Annotated in this window: 21 protein-coding genes and 5 pseudogenes; 4 read left to right on the top strand and 22 right to left on the bottom strand. The window is 69.9% G+C overall.

Going from position 1 to position 20,480, the window contains the following annotated elements:
* Positions 1 to 273: 273 nt before the first annotated feature.
* The 13 genes and pseudogenes from MU852_RS00115 to MU852_RS00060 form a co-directional block, all read right to left on the bottom strand.
* A complete protein-coding gene (locus tag MU852_RS00115; RefSeq protein ID WP_191558646.1) occupies positions 274 to 1,398 on the bottom strand; it encodes an acyltransferase family protein in 1,125 nt (374 codons plus the stop codon).
* Positions 1,395 to 1,673 (bottom strand): hypothetical protein, encoded by a 279-nt coding sequence (locus MU852_RS00110; RefSeq protein WP_249750557.1) that lies wholly within the window; start codon positions 1,671 to 1,673, stop codon positions 1,395 to 1,397. Before MU852_RS00110 ends, MU852_RS00115 begins: the two co-directional genes overlap by 4 nt.
* A gap of 151 nt (positions 1,674 to 1,824) precedes the next feature.
* On the bottom strand, positions 1,825 to 2,250 hold the full coding sequence (gene copM / locus MU852_RS00105; protein WP_191558644.1) for a CopM family metallochaperone: 426 nt from the start codon (positions 2,248 to 2,250) through the stop codon (positions 1,825 to 1,827).
* A 31-nt stretch (positions 2,251 to 2,281) separates the two neighbouring features.
* A complete protein-coding gene (locus MU852_RS18040) occupies positions 2,282 to 2,962 on the bottom strand; it encodes an HAD-IC family P-type ATPase (protein WP_430641167.1) in 681 nt (226 codons plus the stop codon).
* A gap of 152 nt (positions 2,963 to 3,114) precedes the next feature.
* A pseudogene (locus MU852_RS18035) lies at positions 3,115 to 3,822 on the bottom strand (HAD-IC family P-type ATPase); the annotation flags it as partial.
* A complete protein-coding gene (locus MU852_RS18030) occupies positions 3,750 to 4,796 on the bottom strand; it encodes a hypothetical protein (RefSeq protein WP_249750556.1) in 1,047 nt (348 codons plus the stop codon). The pseudogene MU852_RS18035 and the gene MU852_RS18030, both read right to left, overlap by 73 nt.
* 78 nt (positions 4,797 to 4,874) lie before the next feature.
* The gene (locus MU852_RS17110) at positions 4,875 to 5,006 is read right to left on the bottom strand and encodes a hypothetical protein (protein WP_263596078.1); all 132 of its coding nucleotides are present in this window, start codon (positions 5,004 to 5,006) and stop codon (positions 4,875 to 4,877) included.
* An 11-nt stretch (positions 5,007 to 5,017) separates the two neighbouring features.
* Complete coding sequence (locus MU852_RS00085) at positions 5,018 to 5,629, bottom strand: methyltransferase (protein ID WP_191558642.1); 612 nt, start codon at positions 5,627 to 5,629, stop codon at positions 5,018 to 5,020.
* Positions 5,626 to 6,231 carry a cation efflux transmembrane domain-containing protein gene (locus MU852_RS00080; protein WP_191558641.1) on the bottom strand — a complete coding sequence of 202 codons (606 nt, stop codon included), beginning with the start codon at positions 6,229 to 6,231 and terminating at the stop codon, positions 5,626 to 5,628. Before MU852_RS00080 ends, MU852_RS00085 begins: the two co-directional genes overlap by 4 nt.
* A complete protein-coding gene (locus MU852_RS00075) occupies positions 6,228 to 9,449 on the bottom strand; it encodes an efflux RND transporter permease subunit (protein WP_191558640.1) in 3,222 nt (1,073 codons plus the stop codon). Before MU852_RS00075 ends, MU852_RS00080 begins: the two co-directional genes overlap by 4 nt.
* Positions 9,450 to 9,461: 12 nt before the next feature.
* Positions 9,462 to 10,674: pseudogene (locus MU852_RS00070) on the bottom strand (efflux RND transporter periplasmic adaptor subunit).
* Positions 10,674 to 11,927: a TolC family protein gene (locus tag MU852_RS00065; protein ID WP_191558638.1), complete on the bottom strand. Its 1,254-nt coding sequence runs from the start codon at positions 11,925 to 11,927 to the stop codon at positions 10,674 to 10,676. The pseudogene MU852_RS00070 and the gene MU852_RS00065 overlap by 1 nt, the downstream one beginning before the upstream one ends.
* A 57-nt stretch (positions 11,928 to 11,984) precedes the next feature.
* Positions 11,985 to 12,329, bottom strand: a complete 345-nt coding sequence (locus MU852_RS00060; RefSeq protein ID WP_191558637.1) for a hypothetical protein — start codon at positions 12,327 to 12,329, stop codon at positions 11,985 to 11,987.
* A gap of 151 nt (positions 12,330 to 12,480) precedes the next feature.
* Here MU852_RS00060 and MU852_RS17105 point away from each other — a divergent pair, with 151 nt between their 5' ends.
* Together MU852_RS17105 and MU852_RS00055 are read left to right on the top strand one after the other, a co-directional pair.
* A complete protein-coding gene (locus tag MU852_RS17105; RefSeq protein WP_283843703.1) occupies positions 12,481 to 12,603 on the top strand; it encodes a hypothetical protein in 123 nt (40 codons plus the stop codon).
* 39 nt (positions 12,604 to 12,642) lie between these two features.
* Entirely contained in the window at positions 12,643 to 12,957 is a 315-nt protein-coding gene (locus MU852_RS00055; RefSeq protein ID WP_249750554.1) for a DUF411 domain-containing protein, read from the top strand.
* 43 nt (positions 12,958 to 13,000) lie between these two features.
* Here the strand turns inward: MU852_RS00055 and MU852_RS00050 are convergent, their stop codons facing one another.
* Positions 13,001 to 13,795 (bottom strand): MerR family transcriptional regulator, encoded by a 795-nt coding sequence (locus MU852_RS00050; RefSeq protein WP_249750553.1) that lies wholly within the window; start codon positions 13,793 to 13,795, stop codon positions 13,001 to 13,003.
* Between MU852_RS00050 and MU852_RS00045 the strand changes: the two genes are divergently transcribed.
* A complete protein-coding gene (locus MU852_RS00045; RefSeq protein ID WP_191558654.1) occupies positions 13,770 to 14,345 on the top strand; it encodes a cation efflux transmembrane domain-containing protein in 576 nt (191 codons plus the stop codon). The two genes, MU852_RS00050 and MU852_RS00045, sit on opposite strands and share 26 nt — an antisense overlap.
* Before the next feature lie 74 nt (positions 14,346 to 14,419).
* Here the strand turns inward: MU852_RS00045 and MU852_RS00040 are convergent, their stop codons facing one another.
* Together MU852_RS00040 and MU852_RS18025 are read right to left on the bottom strand one after the other, a co-directional pair.
* The gene (locus tag MU852_RS00040) at positions 14,420 to 15,931 is read right to left on the bottom strand and encodes a hypothetical protein (protein ID WP_249750552.1); all 1,512 of its coding nucleotides are present in this window, start codon (positions 15,929 to 15,931) and stop codon (positions 14,420 to 14,422) included.
* Between the two features lie 123 nt (positions 15,932 to 16,054).
* Positions 16,055 to 16,240 (bottom strand): annotated as a pseudogene (locus tag MU852_RS18025) (hypothetical protein); the annotation flags it as partial.
* Between MU852_RS18025 and MU852_RS00035 the strand changes: the two are divergent.
* Positions 16,160 to 16,447: a hypothetical protein gene (locus tag MU852_RS00035; RefSeq protein WP_249750551.1), complete on the top strand. Its 288-nt coding sequence runs from the start codon at positions 16,160 to 16,162 to the stop codon at positions 16,445 to 16,447. The pseudogene MU852_RS18025 and the gene MU852_RS00035 sit on opposite strands and share 81 nt — an antisense overlap.
* Here MU852_RS00035 and darG read toward each other — a convergent pair.
* The 6 genes and pseudogenes from darG to MU852_RS00005 form a co-directional block, all read right to left on the bottom strand.
* Positions 16,393 to 17,448, bottom strand: a complete 1,056-nt coding sequence (gene darG, locus MU852_RS00030; protein ID WP_249750550.1) for a type II toxin-antitoxin system antitoxin DNA ADP-ribosyl glycohydrolase DarG — start codon at positions 17,446 to 17,448, stop codon at positions 16,393 to 16,395. The two genes, MU852_RS00035 and darG, sit on opposite strands and share 55 nt — an antisense overlap.
* 8 nt (positions 17,449 to 17,456) lie before the next feature.
* Positions 17,457 to 18,200, bottom strand: coding sequence for a type II toxin-antitoxin system toxin DNA ADP-ribosyl transferase DarT (gene darT / locus MU852_RS00025; protein WP_224762213.1), 744 nt, complete (start codon positions 18,198 to 18,200; stop codon positions 17,457 to 17,459).
* 340 nt (positions 18,201 to 18,540) lie between these two features.
* Positions 18,541 to 18,684 (bottom strand): annotated as a pseudogene (locus tag MU852_RS00020) (helix-turn-helix transcriptional regulator); the annotation flags it as partial.
* Positions 18,685 to 19,132: 448 nt separating this feature from the next.
* Positions 19,133 to 19,720 (bottom strand): lytic transglycosylase domain-containing protein, encoded by a 588-nt coding sequence (locus MU852_RS00015; RefSeq protein ID WP_249750549.1) that lies wholly within the window; start codon positions 19,718 to 19,720, stop codon positions 19,133 to 19,135.
* Positions 19,721 to 19,730: 10 nt separating this feature from the next.
* Positions 19,731 to 20,240, bottom strand: coding sequence for a S26 family signal peptidase (locus MU852_RS00010; RefSeq protein ID WP_191558630.1), 510 nt, complete (start codon positions 20,238 to 20,240; stop codon positions 19,731 to 19,733).
* A pseudogene (locus tag MU852_RS00005) lies at positions 20,237 to 20,480 on the bottom strand (TraB/TrbI/VirB10 family type IV secretion system protein); the annotation flags it as partial. The pseudogene MU852_RS00005 and the gene MU852_RS00010, both read right to left, overlap by 4 nt.

Here is a 20,480-nt window from a genome sequence, read left to right as displayed (position 1 = left end):
GCGACGATCACCACGCCGTCGCCGAACTCGATCACGCAGTTCGATCCCTGCGGCGGATCGTCAATCACCGAGACAACCGCGCCCGGGTAGGGATGACTCCTGGAGAAACGAAAGCGCATGCGCCGTCTACGCCCGCAGTGTCGTGCGGTTCCCGGAGCCTGAACGAGATATGGACGTGCGCTCGCGGCCTGAGCCCGAAGATTGACCGATCAGGCATCCGATAGGCGAACAGCCGAGCCGCACCCGGTTGCACAGGGTTCGGTGATGCGCCCTTCAAGCCACCGGGCGGTCAGAACTCACGCCCGGCTGCGCCGGTGGTCGCCGCGGCGGATTGAGCCAGGCTTGCACCGGGCCGTCGAAACCGTATCGGAACACCGCCGCCGCCGCAAAGGCGGAGGCCAGACCCAGCCCCCAGACGCCCCAGCGAACGGTCGCCGGCCAGGCCGCCTGGCCAAGGGCGTCGAACGCGCCAAACCAGACGATCCGGGTCACTTCGTTGGTCAGGAACATAGCGAAGGACATAAGACCAAGCTGCTCGATCAGCCGTGACGGACGCGCCACGGGCAGGGCTCCGGCGGCCCAGATCATGACGGTGAGCAGGAGAAGCGAAATCAGGGCGAGATCGGAAACGGCCTGGGCCGCGATCAGACCGGCAAAGGCCGCGAGCCCGATCCATGCCGCACGGACCGGCGGGACCCAGACGCGCGCGCCCAGAATCGCGGCCGCGACACCCAGCAGGAACAGGGGCAGCGCCCGGATGAATCCGTGACGGAGCGGAAGCCGGTAGAGGGGGTCTCCCAACCATGCCCGGCTCGCACCATCCGCCACCAGGAGCAGCATTACGACCCCTGCAACCACGAGCCACGGGCGCAGTGGCCAGAGCGCCCTGCAAATCCAGGGCAGGGCCAGATAGCAGCCCAGCAGGGCGGACAACGTCCAGGTGGGGGCGTTCCAGCCCTGCCCGCCCGGAACGCCGTAGGCCTGGACGAGGAAGACCTGCGCCGGAAGCTCGGGCCAGGCGAACCATTGCGGGTTGCTCGGACGGATCCCGACGGCGGCGGCGGTCGCCACCAGCAGCGCGAGCGCGGCGATGACGACGAGATGAGAGGGCGCGACGCGAAGAAGCCGTTGGCGCACATACAGGGAGAGCGAGAGGGTGCGATTGGCGAAGCCCTCCCCGTAGATGCGCGCGAGGACGTACCCCGAGTCGATGATGAAGAAGTTCGTCAACAGGTAGCCCCGGTCGAAGACGGGATGAACCTCGCCGAGCGCGACCGGGGCGGCCTCGCGGAAATGGTAAAGGACGATCAGGGCGGCCGCCACGAAACGCAGAATGTCGAGCCATCCCCCGCGCGTGATCCGGACGGGAACCCGCGCAGTGGCCTCTAGGGCCGTCATCGGCCGGGCCTGACGGAAGCGGCGGCGTCTGGGACGGCGTGCCTGTGGGGCGGCGCAAGATTGATCTGATCGCGTCCGACGTACAAGGCGGCGGTCCCGAGAACGCACACCAGCGCCAGGATCGCGGCCAACAGCCGGCCGGCCGGGTCCTTCGCCGCCATCCGGAAGGTCAAGGCGGTCAAAAGAAGCATCAGCCCGCCGAAGGCGCCGTACAGGGGAAACCGGTAAGTCGTCGCCATGGGCGCCGCCACGCATAAGACGACGAAGGCGGCCACCAGGCCGGCCCCGACCGCGATCAGGGTGTCTCGGACCGGCCGAAACGGCGCCGGCGGACGGGGTCGCCGGGACCTCCCGCGGGCGCGGTATTTGCCGGGACGCCAGCGGGGCGCCCGGCTGTGGATCGTGGACCGCTTTGAGCCCATCGGCCTAGTTCGACCGGCTCTCGCGGGTGGCCAGCCACACCCGCATGCGGACGATCTCCGCCTCCTGGGTCCGGATGACCTCTTCGGCAAGGCCGCGAACCTCCGGATCGGAGCCATGCTCAAGCGCGATCCTGGCCATGGCGACCGCGCCCTCGTGGTGCGCGATCATACCCCGCATGAAGTCGACGTCGGCGTCGCCGCTGTACTCGATCTCCATGGCCGAATGCATCCGGGCGTTGGCCTCCTTGTAGGACCGGGTCGCCGGGCTGTCGGCCGCCGCGTCGCTGTGGCCGGCGTGCTGATCGATCGGCCGGGCATCGACCGCCACGGTCGCGGACGGCCTTGCGGCCTGACGGGACAGCACTCCAAAGCCGAACACCGAGACGAGAAGGAAGAGCGCGATCACGCTGACCCATCCGATGCGTTTCATAGGGGTTCTCCTGTGCTTGAGGTTTGCGAGTTCACACGGCCTCTCGCGGGCCGCGCCAGGCGAGCAGACGCAGCGCGTTGAAGACGACCAGCAGCGTCGACCCCTCGTGGAGGGCCACCGCCGGACCGATGCCGAGCCCGAAGATCGTCGCCGGAACGAGGAAGGCCACCACGCCGAGGCTGACGAACAGATTCTGTCGGATGATGCGGCGGGTCTGCCGGCTGAGGCCGACGGTGAACGGCAGCTTTGACAGGTCGTCAGCCATCAGGGCGACGTCGGCCGTCTCCAGGGCGACGTCCGATCCGGCCGCCCCCATGGCGACGCCCACGGTCGCCGTCGCCATCGCCGGGGCGTCGTTGACCCCGTCTCCGACCATGGCGACCTTGGCCTCCGCCCGCAGTGTCTTGATGGCCTCGACCTTGTCCTCCGGCATCAGGTCGCCCCAGGCTTCGGTCAGGCCGACTTGCCCGGCGACCGCCTGGGCGGCCTTCTGATGGTCGCCCGAGATCATGATCATCCGGCGAATGCCGAGCGCGCGCAGCGCCGTCAGCGTCTCGCGCGCCTTCGCCCTGGGCGTGTCCAGAAGTCCGATGACGCCGAGGTCCTTGTTCCCCTGCCGCACCACCATGAGGGTGCGGCCCTCGTTGCGCAGGGCGGCGACCGCGATCTCCGTGTCGGGGCCGAGCGGCGCGATGCCGTCGGCGCCGAACATCTCCGGCTTGCCGATCCAGATCTCCTTCCCCCCAACCGGGCGGTGACCCCCTTCCCCGTCAGGCTGCGCAGATCCGTCGCGGTTCGCGCGGGCGCGGTCGCCAGGCGCTGGCTTCCATCCCGGACGATCGCCTCCGCGAGCGGATGGTCGCTGAGCCGTTCGACGGCGACGGCGATCTCCAGCAGCTCGTCTTCGGTCGTCTGGCCGAAGGGCACGACATCGGTGATCCGCGGCTTGCCTTCGGTGAGGGTTCCGGTCTTGTCGAAGGCGATGGCGTCCAGCGCGCCGAGGTTCTCCAGCGGCGCCCCACCCTTCACTAGGACCCCGGCCCGGGCCGCCCGGGCCACGCCGGACAGCACCGCGCTGGGCGTGGCGATGGCCAGGGCGCAGGGGCTCGCCGCCACCAGCACCGCCATCGCGCGGTAGAAGCTGTCGCGGAAGGGCTCGTCGACGACCACCCAGGCGAACAGGAGAACGAAGGCCAGACCGAGGACCAGGGGAACGAAGACCCGTTCGAAGCGGTCGGTAAAGCGCTGCGTCGGCGATTTCTGGGTCTCGGCCTCGCTGACCATCCGGACGACCTTGGCCAGGGTCGTGTCGTTGGAGCGCCGCGTCGTCTCGATCTCGATCGCGCCGCCGCCGTTGATCGTGCCAGCGAAGACCACCGACGACGCCGCGACCGATTCGGGTCTGGCCCGCGCTTCCTCGGCGTCCGCGACCGGCTGCTTGTCGACCGGGATGCTCTCTCCGGTGACCGGCGCCTGGTTGACGCTGGACGTGCCCTTGATCACGAAGCCGTCGGCCGGCAACCGCTCGTTCGGCCGGACGACGACCAGGTCGCCGATCTCCAGCTGCTCCACGGGCAGTTCGACGACCTGATCGCCGCGCCGCACATGGGCGGTGCGCGGCGCCAGGGCCGCCAGCGCCTCGATCGCCTTCTTGGCGCGGCCCATGGCGTAGTGCTCGAGCGCGTGCCCCAGGCTGAACAGGAACAGCAGCAGCGCCCCCTCCGCCAGGCGCCCAGCGCGGCCGCGCCCGCGGCCGCGACCAGCATCAGGGTGTCGATCTCGAACCGCTTGCGCCGCAGGTTTCCGATGGCTTCGCCGACCGTGAACCAGCCGCCCAGAGCGTAGGCGATCAGGAAGAGCGCGAACGGCAGCATTTCCGGGAGGGCCGGAACGAATTTCTCGATCAGCCAGCCGATCGTCAGGGCGACGCCGCTCCCCACGGCGAAGATCAGCTCCGTGTTCGGCCCCAGCACGCCGCCATGGCTATGGTCATGGCCGTCGCCCTCGGAATGGCCGTGGTCGTGTCCATCGCCCTCAGCGTGTCCGTGATCGTGGCCATCGCCCTCGGCGTGTCCGTGATCGTGGCCGTCGTCCGGACCATGACCCGACGCCGCGTTCCGGGCCGCTTGCGGCGCCGGCCCCACAGCCGCCGATGGGCCGGCGACGTCCGACGTCTCCGTCAACTTGAGACCAAGAGACGCCAGGCGCTCGACCAATCTCTCGCGGCTCGTGGCCTGACGGTCGAACTCCAGACGCAAGGCGCCCGCCGGATCCAGCGCGGCTTCGATGACGCCGGCTTCCTCGCCCAGCTCGGCCGCGAGCGTACGGGCGTGGCGCGCATGGCGGACGCCGTCCACCCGTCCCGTGAGGTGGCCGAACCGCTCGCTGACCTCGGCGCCGGCCTGCCGCGCCCGCCGTCTGACCTGGGCCAGCGACAGCAGGTCCGGATCGTAGTGGATGCAGAGCTCCGGGCCGTCCGCGCCTTCGACCAGATGCGCCTCGGACACGCCCGCCTCAGCCTGCATGAGGGCGATGAGGCGGCCCACGCAGCCATCCTGGGCGTCAGGCGCGTGGGGAAGGAGGACGGGAATGTTGAGCCGAAGGGTCTTGGGCATGGTCGGGCCTCAGGGGAAGTCGCGGGTAAGGTTGGTGCGCTCGGGGATGAGAAGACCGGCGCCTTGCATGGCGGCGCCCGCGACGAAGGCGGCGAGGGCCAGGATCGCACTGAGCAGGGTGACGAGACGTTTGCGGTTCACCTCGCACCTCCTCAGGGCAATGCGACGACGGCGTCGAGCCAGCCGATCGCCTGGAGGCGCTCCAGCCCCTCGAACACGGGCAGCGCCAGGAGGAAGACAAGGCCGTCGCGAACGGTCTTGAGGAAGAACGACGGGCGGACCGACAGCTCCGTCTCATCCCGCCAGAGGCGAGGATCGGGCAGGAAGCGCGGGGTCCGGTCGAAATACGTCCGGTAGGTCTCGCCGAAGGCGGTCCCCAGATAGCTCTCCTCGCGCTTCGCGACGATGAGGAAGACCCCCCAGCAGGCCAGGGCGAACGCGAGGCCGACGCTGAGGCTGCCGGTCTGGGCGCCGACCCCGAAGGCCCCGATGACGCTGAAGACGTAGAGCGGATTGCGGCACAGCGAATAGGGTCCGCTGGCGACGATCTCCTGCGTCTTGCGCCCGCCGATGTAGAGGGAGCACCAGGCGCGTCCGAGCACGCAGACCATGATCGCCACCAAGCCGAGGTGCTCGACCGGGTGTTCGAGCCCGGGCAGCGCTCGCACGAGAGCGGTCCAGGCCAGCAGGGCGAAAAGGCCCGCGGCGATGAAGAGCTTCCGCCACCGCTGCACCGAGGCGATGTCGATCAGGGGCGGGCTCATGCGTCCGCCTCCGCGCCGTCGCGTCGCGCGGCCCGGGCGTCGCCGAGGATGTCGAGCCCCCCCTTGGCCGCGATGGCCGCGACCAGGACGCCGACCACCAGGTCGGGCCAGGCCTGATCCAGCCACATCACCAGACCGCCGGCGACGAGGATGCCGCCGTTGGACGCGAAATCATTGAGGCTGAAGGTCTCGGCGGCCTTCATGTTGACGTCGCTGCTTTGCTGGCGACGGATGAGCATGAGGCAGATCAGATTGATGACCGCAGCGATGACGGCGAGGACCATCATGGTCGGGCCGACCGGTTCCGTCCCGGTCAGCGTCCGGCGCAGGGCGTCGAGCAGGACGAGGACCGCGAAGATCAGCAGCATCACGCCGGAGACCTGAGCCGCGCGGGTCTTCCAGATCAGGGCCCGGCCGACCGCGAGGAAGCTGATCAGATAGACGGCCGCGTCGGATCCGTTATCCACGGCGTTGGCCAGCAGGGCGCTGGAGTCGGCGGCGAGGCCGCCGACTCCCAAGCCCACGAACAGCAGAGCGTTCAGGGCCAGCACCGCCAGAAGCGTGCGGCGCTGGACCTGCTCCGTTCCGTGAGCCCCGCTCATTCCTCGATCCCTTCCGCCTGCCGATGCTTCACGGCCTTGGCCGCGAAGGTCGGCAGGACCAGCAGGGTCAGGGCCGTGGCCGTCAGCAGACCGCCGATCACGACGGTGGCGAGCGGCTTCTGCACCTCCGCCCCGGCGCCATGGGCGATCGCCATCGGGATGAAGCCGACGATGGCGACGAGGGCGGTCGTCAGCACGGCGCGCAGCCGGCTGAAAGCGCCCTCGATCGCGGCCAGCCTCGGGGCCGCGCCCGCCTGCAACCGTTCCCGGATGGCCTGCATCAGAACCAGCCCGTTGAGCGTCGCCACCCCCGACACGGCGATGAAGCCCACCGCCGCCGACACCGAGAACGGCATGCCCCTCAAGAGAAGCGCGAGGGCTCCTCCAACCAGGGCCAAAGGCACGCAGGCGAACACCAAGCCCGCCTCCGCGAACGAGCCCAGGGCCATGAACAGAAGCACGCCGATCAGGACGAAGACGATCGGAATGACGAGGCCCAGACGCTGTTCGGCGCGCTTCAGGTTCTCGAACTGCCCGCCCCAGTCGAGGCGAACGCCGGTCGGGAGCTGAACCCTATCCACGTTCTTCTGGGCGTCCGCGACGAAGCCGCCGAGATCGCGACCGCGCACATTGGCCTGAACGACCATGCGGCGGCTGCCGTTGTTGCGGCTGATCTGGTTCGGCCCCTCGGCGCTCTGGATACGGGCGACCGACGAAAGCGGCACGGTCACGCCGGTGGACGAGACGATCGGCAGGGCGGCCAGGGCCGCGGGATCGTTTCGCGTCGCGTCCGGAAGGCGGACCACCACGTCGAAGCGACGGTCGCCTTCGAAGATGCGGCCCGCCTCCGCGCCGCCGATCGCGGCGGAGACCGCTTCGGAGACGTCGGCGGCGGACAGGCCGTAGTTGGCCGCCGCGAACCGGTCGACGCTCACCGTCAGGGTCGGCAGGCCGGACGCCTGCTCGACGCGGACGTCGGCCGATCCGGGCGTCTGACGCAGGGCATTGGCGACCTGGTCGGCGACCCGCTGCATGGTGGCGAAGTCGTCGCCGTAGACCATGACGGCGAGATCGGTCCGCACGCCGGAGATGAGTTCGTTGAAGCGCAGTTCGATCGGCTGGCTGAACTCGAAGTTGTTGCCGATCTGCTGGGCGGCGACCTCCTCGATCCGGGCGATCAGCTCTTCCTTCTCGAGGCTGGAGTCTGGCCAGTCCTTGCGGTCCTTGAGCACGATGACGCTGTCCGAGATGTTCGGCGGCATCGGGTCCACCGCCGCCTCGGCCGTGCCGGTGCGCGAGAACATGGTCTCGACCTCCGGCTGGGCCTTGATGGCGCGCTCCAGCGCCATCTGCATGGCGAGGGACTGCTCCAGCGAGGCCGACGGCACCCGCAGGGCCTGCATGGCGATGTCGCCCTCGTCGAGGGTCGGGATGAACTCCCGGCCCAGGGTCATGAAGGAGACCGCCCCGATCGCCAGCGTGCCGACGGCCGCGATCAGCACGATCTTCGGCCGATCGACCGCCGAGCGGATGGCGGGCTCGATCCAGCGCCGGGCCTTGCGGAGAATGAAGGTCTCGTGCTCGTGCGCGTGGCCGTGTTCATCGACCTCCACCTTCTTGGGATCGCGCACCAGAAGCGCGGCCATGGCCGGCACGAAGGTGAAGGAGAAGATGAAGGCGCCCACCAAGGCCAGCATGACGGTCGCGCCCATCGGGATGAAGGTCTTGCCCTCGACGCCCTCGAGCATCAGCAGCGGGGTGAATACGAGCAGGATGATCAGCTGGCCGTAGGCGGCGGGCTTGACCATCTGGCGGGCCGCCGCGCCCGCAACCTCGAGCCGCTCGCGCCGCGTCAGCATACGGCCGAGTTCGGCCCGGCGCTGGCTCAGCATGAGCAGGGTGTTCTCGACCACGACGACCGCGCCGTCGACGAGGAGGCCGAAATCGAGCGCGCCAAGGCTCATCAGGTTGCCGCTGATTCCGAACCGGTTCATGCCGATGACCGCGAACAGGAAGCTGATCGGGATCATCAGGGCGGTGATCGACGCCGCGCGGATGTTGCCGAGCAGCAGGAACAGCACGACGATGACCAACAGCGCGCCTTCCGTCAGGTTGCGCGCCACGGTGGCGATGGTGGAGTTCACCAGCGCCGAACGGTCGAGCACCGTCACCGCCTCGATGCCCGGCGGCAGGGTCTTCTGGACCTCCTCCAGCCGATCCCCGGCCGCCTGGGCGACGGTGCGGCTGTTTCCGCCCGCGATCATCAGGGCCGTTCCGAGAACGGCCTCATGGCCGTCGCGGCTGGCGCCGCCGAGCCGCGGAGCCTGTCCGATTTCTACCGTGGCCACATCGGACACGCGCACCACCAGCCCGCCGCGGTTCACGACCGGCGCCTGGGCCAGATCCTCGATCGTCAGCGCCAGGGCGTCGGTGCGGACGGTCAGGGCTTCGCCGGCGCGTTGCACATAACCGGCGCCGGCCTGGGTGTTGGCCCGGTCGAGCGCCTGGATCAGGTCGCCCATGCCGAGGCCGTAGGCCGACAGGCGCGCCGCGTCGGGGCGGACCGCATACTCCTTCACATAGCCGCCGACGGTGTCGACGCCGGCCAGGCCGGGCGCCGTCCGCATCTGCGGGGCGATGATCCAGTCCTGCACGGTGCGTAGATAGGTCGCCCTCGCTTGGGGCGTGGTCAGGAGTTCGCCCTCGGGCGTGAGGTAGTTCCCCCCCGCCTGCCAGCCGGGTTGTCCCGGCCGGGCCATGTTCTGGCTGTTGAACGGCTTATAGTCGACCGTCCACATCAGCACCTCGCCGAGCCCCGTCGTGATCGGCGCCAGCGCCGGCTCCACGCCCTCGGGCATGGACTCGCGGGCCTGGGCCAATCGCTCCGCGACCTGCTGGCGGGCGAAATAAATATCGGTCTGGTCGGTGAAGATGACCGTAACCTGGCTGAACCCGTTCCGGCTGAGGGATCGGGTCGAGGTCAGGCCGGGGATCCCGGCCATCGCCGTCTCCAGCGGATAGGTGACCTGCCGCTCGATCTGCTCGGGCGCGAGAGCCGGAGCCACGGTCGTGATCTGGACCTGGCGGTTGGTGATGTCCGGAACCGCGTCGATCGGCAGTTTGGTGAGGTTGAACAGGCCGACGGCCGCGACCAGGGCCGTGGCGAGCACCACGAACCAGCGGAAGCGGACGGAGGCCTCGATGATGGCTTTGAACATCCGATCCCTCCCCTAGTGGCCGTGCTCGTTCGCCCTTGGCCATCTCGGCCTTGAGCAGGAAGGCGTTGGCGGAGGCGATGCGCTCATTGCCGTTGAGGCCGCGCAGGATCTCCGTGCGGCCCGCCGCCTGACGTCCGGCGAGCACCGGCGTGGCCTGGAAGCCCCCCTGGACCTGAACGAAGACCACGGTGTTCCCCTCGACGGTCTGAACCGCCTCCGTGGGGACCGTCAGACCGCCGGCGGACTGCCCGGTCACAACGGCGCCCGTGACGGCCGAGCCGGCCGGCGGCAGGGTGGCGCCGACAGGCCGGGCGCGGATGACGGTCGCCCCGCTTTCGCCCGGCCCCGCGTCCGCGGCCACGCCGGTCACGACAGCGTCGAACTCCCCGTTCGGGCCGGTGACGCGCATAGACGACCCGGCGCGGACATTGGCGGCGAGCGCCGGCGGCGCGTTGAAGACCATTTCGACGCGGGCCGGGTTGGACACCTCCGCGACCACGCCGCCCTGGGCGACGAAGCCGCCCGGTCCGACCTGCACATTGCTGACCACCCCCGAGATCGGGCTGGTGACGCTCAGGCGTCCGGACGCGTTCGGCGAGCCCGCGGCCGCGGACCGGGCCCTGGCGGCGCGGGTCGCCGCCTCGGCGCTGAGCAGTTCAGCCCGGGAAGCCTCGACTTCCTGTCGGGCGACCACCCCCTGTTCGGACAGGTTGCGATTCCGCTGATACGCCTGACGCGCGGCCTCCGCGGAAGCCGCCGCCGCATCGGCGTCGGCGCGGAAGGTGGCGGCTTCGCCGCTGACCACGCTGACAAGCGGTTGTCCGGCGCGGACGCTTTGGCCCGGCGCCACGAGGACGTGCTCGACCCGTCCGCCCACGGCCGCAGCGACGGCCGCGCGGGAATCGACCATGGCTTCGACCCGGCCGGCGAGACGGGTTTCGCCGCCGCCGCCGCCGCCGACGCTCACGACCGTGATGCCCGCCGCCTGGATTTGCGCGGCGGTCAGCTCGACCCGACCCTCGGGCGCCTCGCCCTCTTCCGCATGTCCGGCCTCGCCTTCCGCGTGGCCCGCCTCGCCCTCGGCGTGGCCGGCCTCGCCTTCCGCCGCCGGGGTCGCCGCCGGGTCGTTCCGTTGCGTCGCCAGCCAGAGGCCGCCTCCACCGAGAACGACCAGGGCGGCGACGCCGCCGATGAGCAGGGTCTTGTTGGATGTGCGCTTGCGCATCACTGGGCTCCTTGGAAGGGGGCGCGGCCGTCCAGGCGCGCGAGATCGATCTCGGCGCGGACGCGCGCGAGACGGGCGTCGACCGCGGCGGACCGCGCGTTGACGAGGGCGGTTCGGGTGACGCGCAGTTCGACCTGGGAGATGCGACCGGCCTCGAAGCCGATCCGCGACAGGCGGTAAGCTTCCTCGGCCGCGGTGACGCCGGCGTCGGCGGCCGACACGCGACTCACCGAGGCGGCCAGGCGGGCCACCGCGGCGGCCCGGTCGGCCTGGGCCTCCTGCCGCGCCGACATCAGGCGGGCGTCGGCCGCCCTGAACTCGGCCTGCGCCGCCTCGATGTTCCCCCGGTTCCGGTCGAACAGCGGCAGCGGCATGCTGATCCCGAACGTCAGGGCGGTGGCGTCCTCCGCCTCGAAGCGGCGAATGCCCACGCTGGCGTTGATGTCCGGGCGGGCCTGGACGCGTTGCACGTCGATCCGGCGCTCGGCGGCCGTTCGCTCGGCCTCGGCCACGCGCACGGTGGGCGCGTCGTCGATCGCGGAGCCCACCCCGGTCGGCTCCTGGTCCAGCAGGCTGGCGTCGATGCGCGTCACGGGCGACGGGATCATCGCCACGGCCGTGAGGCGAGCGTAGGCGGCGTCCCGTTCGGCGACGGCTTCGTCGAGGGCGGCGCGGGACGACGCGGCCTCGGCCTCGCCCTGGATGCCGCGCAGGAGCGGCTCGCGCCCCTCCTCCACCAGCGCCAGGGCGGCGCGGGCGTCGGCCAGGGTCAGGGTCAGGACCTCGTCCGCCAGGGCCGCGCGGCGCTGCGCCGCCTCGGCTTCGGAATAGACGAGGGCCAGGCGACCGGCGGCGTCGATCACCGCCAGATCGCGCTGCAGGCCCACGGCGCCGGCCTCGGCGCGCGCGGCGGCGATGCGGCTCGCGCGACGTCCCCACAGCTCGAGGTCCGTGCTCAGCGCGAGGGTCGTGTCGGCGTTGTCCATCCCCGAGAAGGGGCCGGAGCCGAACGCGTTCTCGACATCGAGCCCGAGCACGGGGTTGGGGCGTACACGGGCCTGACGCACGCGGGCTTCCGCGGCGTCGAGGTTCGCGCCGGCCTCAAGGGTGGCGGGCGTCTGGCCGAGCTGCGCGAGCAGCTGGGCGTAGGTCGGGGCGGGGTCAGCCCACGCGGGACTGACCAGAGTCGCTGCGATCGCAGCAACCGCGCAGCCGACCGCGAGACGCGGTCGCCGGCGAGATGTGGGAGACATGTTCCATTTCCAGATTTCTGATCACGAAGAGGCGCCCGCAAGGGCGCAGGCCTTCGGTCAGACTCTGGGCGGTCGCTTCAGGCCGTCGGGCGTGACCGAGGCCTGGACGTCATCGTGGCGGCCGCTTTGCAGCAGCAGTTCGCCGAACGTCGGCGCGATGGCGTCGACGCCGTGAGTGCGCGCCGTCGAGGTATGGTGGCAATGTCCGTGGGCGCAGATGCCATGGCTCCCGGACGGGTCGCCGTGGTCGCCGTCATCGGGATTGTGATCGACGAAGGCGTGGGCCGCAGGGGGCTCCGGCATGCAGGTCGCGGCGTCGACGGCGGGCGCGAAGAAGAAGGCGGCGAAGACGAGTGTCATCGCCGCGATCAGCTTCGCCCATGTCGTCATCGACGAGGTCATCGCGCGCTCGTTACTTCCGTTCTCCAGAGGAGGCAATCTGTTACATAGTCCACAGGTCTTCCCGAACGCCCTATGACCCCGATCAGCGGCGACATGTCGCGTGCACGCAGCCGGCGCGCTGCTAGGATCAGGTCCGTCCGCAGGAGCCGCCATGTCCTCTCTTCGTCTCACCCGCCGCGCCGCGCTTGTCACGGGTCTGGCGGCCGCCGCCCTCCCGCCCCTCGCCCTGGCGCAGACCCCCGGTCGGGTCGCGCGGCAGATCACCGTCTACTAGACGCCCTGGTGCGGCTGCTGCGGCGGCTGGGTCGCACACATGCGCGGCGCCGGCTGGACGGCGCGCGTGGTCGACCTCGAAGACCTCGCCCCGATCCGGGCCCGTCACGGGATTCCGGACCGCCTCGCGTCGTGCCACACCGGCGTGGTCGGCCGCTACGCGATCGAAGGCCATGTGCCGGCGTCGGATGTCGAACGGCTCCTGCGCGAGGCCCCCGCCGCGCGCGCCCTGACTGCGCCCGGCATGCCGGCCGGATCGCCCGGCATGGAGGCCGCCGGCCGAGAGCCCTATGTCACTCTCCTGATCCTCGCGGACGGCTCGACGCGCCCCTTCGGACGACACAACGGCGCGTAAGGCGGCTGCGGCCGCACGACCCCTCACTCAGACCTGGTGACGGTCAAACGGTGGTAACAAAGGCAGGGCGCACGCCATCCTCAGCGGACGGCGCTCTCAGGGCGTCGAGCACGCAGCAGGCTTCGACCGTCGTCCGCCCACACTGGTCGAGCACCGAGACAAGGATCAGTTCCAGGCGCCGAAGATCCGAGATCTTGGCCCGCACCGCGTCCAGATGAGCCGCCGCCACATGATCGACCGCCTGGCACGGACCGGCGGCAGGCCCGGTGGACAGCGTCAGCAGGCTGCGGATGTCGTCGTGCGAGAAGCCGAGATCACGGGCGCGTCGGATGAAGGACAGCCGGTCCAGATGCGCCCGCTCATAGACGCGGTGGCCGCCCTCCCCGCGTTCCGGCGCGTCCAATAGACCGATCTGCTCGTAGTAGCGGATGGTGACCACCTTGCAGCCCGTGCGCCGCCCAAGCTCGCCGATCGAAAATCTCTCTGTCACAGGCCTTGAACCTATAGGGACTATAGATCGTATATCGGCGGCCGACACGTTTCCGGCAAGGCTCGCTCCGATGAAAGACTGCTGCTCCCCTCCGACGTCCGACGAGGTCGGCCCGACCTGTTCGAGCCAGAGCGTCCTGGAGCCGGCGTCCGCTTCGGCGGCGGCGGGGTGCTGCGCCGGGCCGACCCCCTGCGCGTCCACGCCGTCCTTCGTCACGGCCGCGCCCATCGTCCCGGCCCAGACCCATTTCGCGGGCGATGACTGCTGTTCCGCCAAGGGCGACGAGATCGCCGCGCTGGGTGAGCACGCCGACGTCCGGCGCGTGCTGGTCATCGTGCTGGTGATCAATCTGCTGATGTTCTTCGCCGAGTTCGGGGCGGGACTGTTCGCGCGGTCCACCGCCCTGATGGCCGATTCCGTCGACATGCTCGGCGACGCCCTTGTCTACGGGCTAAGCCTCTACGCCCTGAAGCGCAGCCTGCGCTGGCGCGCCGGAGCGGCGCTCGTGAAGGCCGCAGTCATCGCCGCCTTCGGAATCTGGGTCTTTGTGGAAGTGGTCCGCAAGCTGATGGGCGACATCACCCCGACCGCCGAGACCATGGGCGTGTTCGGCGCGATCGCCCTGGTCGCGAACCTGGCCTGCCTCGCAATGCTCTACCGGTTCCGGAACCGCGACGTGAACCTGTCGAGCACCTTCGAGTGCTCGCGCAACGACGTCATCGCCAACACCGGCGTGTTGATCGCGGCGGGCGGAGTGGCCTGGTTCAACGCGGGCTGGCCCGACATCCTCGTCGGCGGCGTCATCGCCCTCCTGTTCTTCCGCTCGGCGATCAAGGTGCTCGGCGAAGCCTGGCCCCAGTTCCGCGCCGCGCGGCCGCAGGCCGTCGCGCTCGACTAGAGCGGATCGCGCGCGCAGCCGAGGCGGCGCAGTTGGAAACGACGAACCCGCTGGCTGAAAGCGCCAGTCGTAGGTCAGGACCCCGGCGAGGTCTCGGGGTCGTCGCCGGCCTCCCGGCCGAAGCTTGTCTGCAAGGCCCGAAGCCGGCTGGCGATCTCCTCGTCGGAAATCTCGACCTTCAGGTGGTCCTGGATGTACTGCAGCCGGGCGTCGCATTCGCGGAGGATTTCGCCCCAGCACCGCACCCACACCGTATAGTTGGGCTGTCGCACGGCGATGCCGATCTCGCGTCCTTCCTGTGTGATCGCCTGTCCGACGATGTCGTCGTATTCGCCCACGACCAGGAAGAAGTTCCACCGCGTGTCGGTGTGCCGGAAGTCGGGCGCGCCGGCGAGGGCCAAGGCGTAGTCGGAAATCTGGTTGAGCATCTTGCGATCGGCCTTGGCCGAGGGCCGCTTGAGCTCCACGATCAGATACTCCCGTCTTTCCTGATGGGGCCCGGGGATGCTGCGGCCGAGCAACTGGTCGACCCGGCCGGTGCGACCGTCCGGCTTGGTGACCCGCCCGCCGGCGCGCTTCCCGCCCAGGTCCTCCGAGACCCGTTGCATCACCTTGGTCAGGCCCGCTTCGGGAACCGCGAGGTGAAACTGCTCGCCGAAAATCCAGGTGTTGTCCCGCACCAGCAGGTCCAGGCCGCCGCGTTCGCGAATGACCTTCTTGCCGTCGGTGTCGAACACGGCCTGGCGCAGCGTCTGGAGGAAGGCGATCCGGTCGGCGATCAGGCTGGACGCCGCGATGATGTTGGACAGTTCGGTCTTCTTGAGCAGGGCCGAGAACTGGTTCTGCCGCTCCTTGGGGAGTCCCACCACGGCGTGCAGGATCTGGGTCAGCGAGTCCGGGTTGTGCCGCAGCGCCTCACGCAGCAGGGTCAGGGTCATGCGCTTCAGGCCGGTGTCGGCCTTGCGGAACTCCTTGGAGTAGTTGGACACGGCGTAGGTCGCCATGTCGAACACGTCCCGCTCCCGCTGCTGAAGCGTATCGGTCGGGTCCCCCTCGTAGGGATAGGCTCCCGCGGCCTTGAGCTCCTCGATCAGGCGTCCGGCCCGCTCGTGGCCGCGTCTGCGGAAGTGCGCCTGCGACTGATCGCGGACCGCCTCCACGACCCTGGCGAAATCGCCGTCGGTCAGCTCCAGTTCGAGCAGGTTGTCGGCGGCGAGTTCGACGAAGAAGCTGGAGGTCGCGTAGATCGAGAAGGCGAAGTCTGGCGCATTGATGCGCGCCGGCTGCGAGCCGAGCACAATGCCGTTGTCGCCGCAGAAGTGGATCTTGCGGCTGTCGATCGGCGTCGACCATTCGACGATGTCGAGCTTCACGTCGCGGATCGTCCGGTCCCTGCCGACGATGGGCGGCAGGACGAGAGAGACGGCGTCGGCGATCGCCGTCGACGGATCGATCCGGGCGCCGTCGTACCAGAGCTCCAGCTGCGGGTAGAGCTTCAGATACTGGGCGAAGATGGCGGTGAACTGCCGGCGCTGCTCGTCGGTGACGAGGGCGTCGAGGTTCTGTTTCAGCGGATGCAACGACACCGAAACGCCCGGGGCGCCGACCGCCGGCTCCGGGTCGCCGATCTCGGCGGTCTCGATGGATTCGGCGCGGATGTCGATCGACAGCTGTTTGAGACCGTCCTCGCTCGCGTATCGCGAGGTCCAGCGGGCGCGGTCGGCCAGGGAGAAGAACCGCAGCCGACCCCGTCCCTCCTTGCCGTGATAGGCGCGGCCGCTCGGCGCGGCGGAGCGTTTCCAGGATTCGCCGAGTTGTCCGAAATCCCGGTCCGCGCGGTCCGCGCTGATCCCCTCGCCGTCGTCGTTGACGATGATCTCGTCGACGCCGCCCAGCGCCGTACGCCGAAACTCGACATGGACGCGCGTGGCGCCCGCGTCGAATCCGTTCTAAACCAGTTCGGCGATCGCGCGCAGCGGCTCCGTCGTGCGAACGACGGTCTCGATGTGGTCCTGCTTGGCCTGAAGCTGAACGCGATGGGTCGCCATCAGGCCGCCAGCGGCCGCGACGCCAACCAGCCCTTGTCCTGCAGGACGTCATAGGCCAGCCGCACCTGCTCGGGCGAGAACTGGCGCTTGCGCTCGCCCCAGGCATAGGTCTCGGACACCGCCGCGTCCGCGCTTCCGGCGTCCAGCCGGGTCGCGACCCAGTGCACCGTCGCCAGAAGCTCCAGGCCGAACGGCGACTCGAAGCCCTCGACCAGATCGGTCACGCGCTCGAAGCGCGCCTGCGTCTCGGGGGCGTCCTTGAGCTTGGCCTGGGCGTCGACGACCGCGCCGGGCACCAGCTCGAGCCGTTTGGTCGGCGCGTCGCCGCCATCGGCGTAGCCGGACAGATAGTGGCCTTCGACCTCGCGCAGCACATGCCGGAGGTTCTCGGCGTAGGGCCCGAAAAAGGCCTTGGCGTAGCGCAGCTTCAGCGGTTCGCCGGCTTCCTGCATGAAGTACATCAGCTTGTGGACCTCGAGCAGGCTGACGAACGGGTCCAGCAGGCCGTTGAGATATCGGTCGACCAGCCCGACCAGCGCCGCGCGGCCCGGCGACATCGCCGGCGCCGCGCGCGACCTCGACATCGCGTCGGCCGCGGGCGCGCCGCCCGGCTCGTAGACGATGACCTCGACATCCGGGACAGCCTGCAGGGCTTGCTCGATGCGCGGCCGCACCTGACGCCAATCCAGTCCGCCCAGGCCGCTGCCGAGCGGCGGAATGGCGATCGACCGGATCTTCCGCTCGCGGATCACGCGAATCAGGTCGATCAGGCCGGCGTCGATGTCCTCCATCCGGCTCTTGCCGCGCCAGTGGCGTTTGGTCGGAAAATTGATGATGAAGCGCGGCGTATCCAGGCGATGGCGCTCATAGACGAACATCCGGCCCGGCTGGACCTCCTGCGCTTCGCACGCCCGCGCATAGGCCTCATAATTGTCCTGGAACGCGTTCTTGAATTGCAGCGCGACGCCCCGGCCCATGACGCCGACGCAGTTGACGGTGTTGACGAGCGCCTCGGCGCCCGACTTCAGGATGTCGCCGCTGGTGAATGTGATCATCGCTCCCCCTAGTAATACCACGTCGGCTGCAGGTCGACGCGCGGCGCGTGGGCGGCGCCGCGCAATCGGGCCTCCACCGCCAGCTTGACGGGCTGGTTCACCACCCCGATCCGTTCCACCAGATCCCACGGGACGCTGTCGTGCAGGAGAAACTCGGCCTGCTTGCCTTCCCGAACCTCGGCGGCGGACCAGGCATTGGACATCACCGCGTCCCAACGGATTTCGTCGAGCGCCTCGAGGCTGTCGCGAAACTCCGCATAGTAGGCGCCTGCATTCGACAAGGTGAACGCCCAGCGCCGCCCGTGAGCCTGCGCCCAGTCCACCACCGTGCGCAGGTCGGCCTCCAAGTGGACGATCGGTTCCTGGCCGCCGCGGTAGTTGACCTCGGGATGATTGCCCCGATGTAGCAGATAGAGCATCACCGATCTAGAACAAAAATAGAACGGGACATACTGGCCGACCGTATCGCCAGGATGGCAGCGCACCGGAAGGCCCAGGCGCCGCGCCTTGATCGAGGCCATGCCGATGGCGGTGACCGGGCCGCCGGCGGCGATCATCCGGGCGTCGCTGAACAGCCCGCCTTGGCCGATGATCGTCGGCAGGTTGTCCATGTGGGTGATGTGATAGATTTTCGGGCGTGCCGGCGCAGGCATGGCGTGCGTGGTTCCCCCCGAGAAATGCGGCAAGTCCTTTGTCTGCCTGATTCGGACGATTGTCGTGCAGAAGCCGCCATGGAGCAATGCGCGACCCATTGCAAAACGCCGGCAAGCCTGCCGACCCGCCTGGTCGGTCGCCGCCTCGACCGGACGGGCAGGCGGCGCCGGTCAAGCGCGTCTCAGAACCCGAAGTCGATCTGGGCCCCGGGGTCAGCCGGCCGACGCCGACGCTTCCTGGGCGTAAGCGCAGGGGCCGCGACCGGGAGGTTTGGCGCGGGCTCCGATCCGGAACCCGGACGCGGCATGGAGCGCGGCATCCCCGGCAACCGCGGCGCGCGGGCGCCTTGCGCGGCGGGGGCGGCGGGACCTCGCCTGACCGGCTCCGCTTCCACTGGGTCAGTTCGCTCTCCCACCAACCGACGCGGCCGGGCGACACGCGGACGCGGCGCGGGAACTCGCCATCCCGCTCCATGCGCCAGGCGGTCGACCGGCTGATGCTGGCGATCCGTTCCACCTGGTCCCAGGACAGGAGGCGGTCGTCCCTGCCGCCAACGTCCGGCGGCCCTTCATCCCCGGTCATGACAGCGCCCCGCAAGTCTCCGGTCCACCTCATCTTCCAATACGTCCCGCAGCAAGCGGGCGTCGTTCGCCGCGTCGATCGGGTCCCGTCGCCGCCATTCCGTTAGGACGGCTTTCAGGGCGAAGCTCGCCGCAGGGTCCGCGAGAATCTGCGCCGCTGTGACACCGGCCCTAGCCACGACGCCGCCCCCGAGCGGCCGGCGGGGCCCCGGTTCGAACGTCGGTGATCTGGCTGCGCGCCCAGTCGCGCAGCAGCCCGCGGGGATAAAACGGCTTGGAACGGATATGGCGGCATGGCGGTCCGTTCGATCCCGTCGACCAGAGCCGGGCGAGGCTCGCGGGCTTCAGCTGGATGCCGAGCTGCGACAGGAAGGCGGAGGCCTCAGTGCGCGTCAGAAGGTCGTCGGCGCCCCCGGCGGCTCCCGCGTCCTCCCCGAGACCGACCCCGATCATGGCTGCACACGCGGGCGGCAGTGCAGACTGTTGCGCGGGGCTTGCCCCGCCGTCAGGGCCAGGTAGCAGTCGATGACCGAAATCACATAGGCCTGGGTCTCGGCTATATCTGGAACCCGGCCAAGCCGCGCCACGCGACCCGGGCCGGCGTTGTAGGCGCTCAGCGCGAGGCGCAGGTCTCCGAAGCGCAGCAGCTGCCGGGCAAGATAGTCCGCGCCTCCGCGCAGGTTCTGGACCGGATCGAAGCGATCGCCCACCCCCAGTTCGCGGGCCGTATCGGGCATGAGCTGGGTCAGTCCGCCCGCCCCCGCCGGGGACAGAGCCCCTAGCTGGTAGGCGGACTCGGTCAGGACCAGGGCGTGCAGCAGTTTCTCGTCCAGTCCGTGCGCCGCCGCCGCTCGGGCGATCTCGGCCTGGAAAGGCTGGCTGAGCGCGGCCAGGCGGGGCGCATCCCCTCCCCTGCGTCGGCCGGCGCCGATCCGGCCTCCGCCGTCGCTCGGCCGAACAGGTCGCCGCCCGCCGCGCGCCAGTCGACGGTTTGGGCGGAAGCCGGCGCGCCCAAGGCGAGGAGCGCCGCCGCCCAAAGGATCATTCTCACCATCTCAGCACCTCCTGATAGACGCCGAGCACCTCGGAGCGCATCACGGGCCCGAAATACCGGCTGTCGAAACTCCCGGCCGTATCGCCGAGCAGAAAGAGTTCGTCCGACCCGAGCCGTCGGCACCCCGACCAGCGCGGCAGGACCGCGCCGCGCCGATCGTGGGTGCGGACCCACCGGACGCCGCCTGGCGTCCGCAACTGCGCGCCATCCACGCAGATGCGGTCGCCGCCCGCCGCCGCGACCCGTTTGATCAGCGCCACGTCCCCCGGCATGCCGAGATCCGCGAGATAGGCCCGCGCCGTGGTCGGCTGGGGAATGGCCACCACGACGCCACGCTCGATTTCGGCGCCGAACCGCCGGGCGTAGAGGCCCTCGGGCAGGCTCGGGCTTTCGTTGACGAGCGCCAACGCCGGGACGTGCTCGCCGATCAGCGCCAGGCAGCCGAGGGCGAACACGGCGACGCCCGTCACGCACCAGCGGTTTCCATTATCGAGCGGGCTCATGGCTGGTACGGCTCAAGGATCAGATCGCGGGTGATCATCACCCGCACGGGCGCGCCCGCCCGCAGCCGGATGGACGGGCGGACCTCCAGTTCCCGGTCGATCAGCCGGCCGCCGACGCGGGCGCCCTCGATGGCCGCCGCGTCGCCGGCGTCGCCGAGAAGGCCGCCGCCGCCCTCATCGTCGCGGGCGATCTGCCCGAGCGTGGTGATGGCCCCGGCGAACAGCGTCCCGACCAGCAGG

It is taken from the genome of Brevundimonas albigilva, assembly GCF_023503965.1.
Lineage (GTDB): Bacteria > Pseudomonadota > Alphaproteobacteria > Caulobacterales > Caulobacteraceae > Brevundimonas > Brevundimonas albigilva.
Note: the sequence above shows the minus strand (reverse complement) of the source record. Positions and strands in the feature narration are given on the sequence as shown.

What these genes read in the sequence shown, in the direction of transcription:
- copM (WP_191558644.1), bottom strand. Translation starts at nt 2,250, where the DNA reads ATGAAACGCATCGGATGGGTCAGCGTGATCGCGCTCTTCCTTCTCGTC.
- MU852_RS00085 (WP_191558642.1), bottom strand. Translation starts at nt 5,629, where the DNA reads ATGAGCCCGCCCCTGATCGACATCGCCTCGGTGCAGCGGTGGCGGAAG.
- MU852_RS00055 (WP_249750554.1), top strand. Translation starts at nt 12,643, where the DNA reads ATGCGCGGCGCCGGCTGGACGGCGCGCGTGGTCGACCTCGAAGACCTC.
- MU852_RS17105 (WP_283843703.1), top strand. Translation starts at nt 12,481, where the DNA reads ATGTCCTCTCTTCGTCTCACCCGCCGCGCCGCGCTTGTCACGGGTCTG.
- darT (WP_224762213.1), bottom strand. Translation starts at nt 18,200, where the DNA reads ATGGGTCGCGCATTGCTCCATGGCGGCTTCTGCACGACAATCGTCCGA.
- darG (WP_249750550.1), bottom strand. Translation starts at nt 17,448, where the DNA reads ATGATCACATTCACCAGCGGCGACATCCTGAAGTCGGGCGCCGAGGCG.
- MU852_RS00115 (WP_191558646.1), bottom strand. Translation starts at nt 1,398, where the DNA reads ATGACGGCCCTAGAGGCCACTGCGCGGGTTCCCGTCCGGATCACGCGC.
- MU852_RS18040 (WP_430641167.1), bottom strand. Translation starts at nt 2,962, where the DNA reads ATGTTCGGCGCCGACGGCATCGCGCCGCTCGGCCCCGACACGGAGATC.
- MU852_RS00060 (WP_191558637.1), bottom strand. Translation starts at nt 12,329, where the DNA reads ATGACCTCGTCGATGACGACATGGGCGAAGCTGATCGCGGCGATGACA.
- MU852_RS00010 (WP_191558630.1), bottom strand. Translation starts at nt 20,240, where the DNA reads ATGAGCCCGCTCGATAATGGAAACCGCTGGTGCGTGACGGGCGTCGCC.
- MU852_RS00065 (WP_191558638.1), bottom strand. Translation starts at nt 11,927, where the DNA reads ATGTCTCCCACATCTCGCCGGCGACCGCGTCTCGCGGTCGGCTGCGCG.
- MU852_RS00075 (WP_191558640.1), bottom strand. Translation starts at nt 9,449, where the DNA reads ATGTTCAAAGCCATCATCGAGGCCTCCGTCCGCTTCCGCTGGTTCGTG.
- MU852_RS00080 (WP_191558641.1), bottom strand. Translation starts at nt 6,231, where the DNA reads ATGAGCGGGGCTCACGGAACGGAGCAGGTCCAGCGCCGCACGCTTCTG.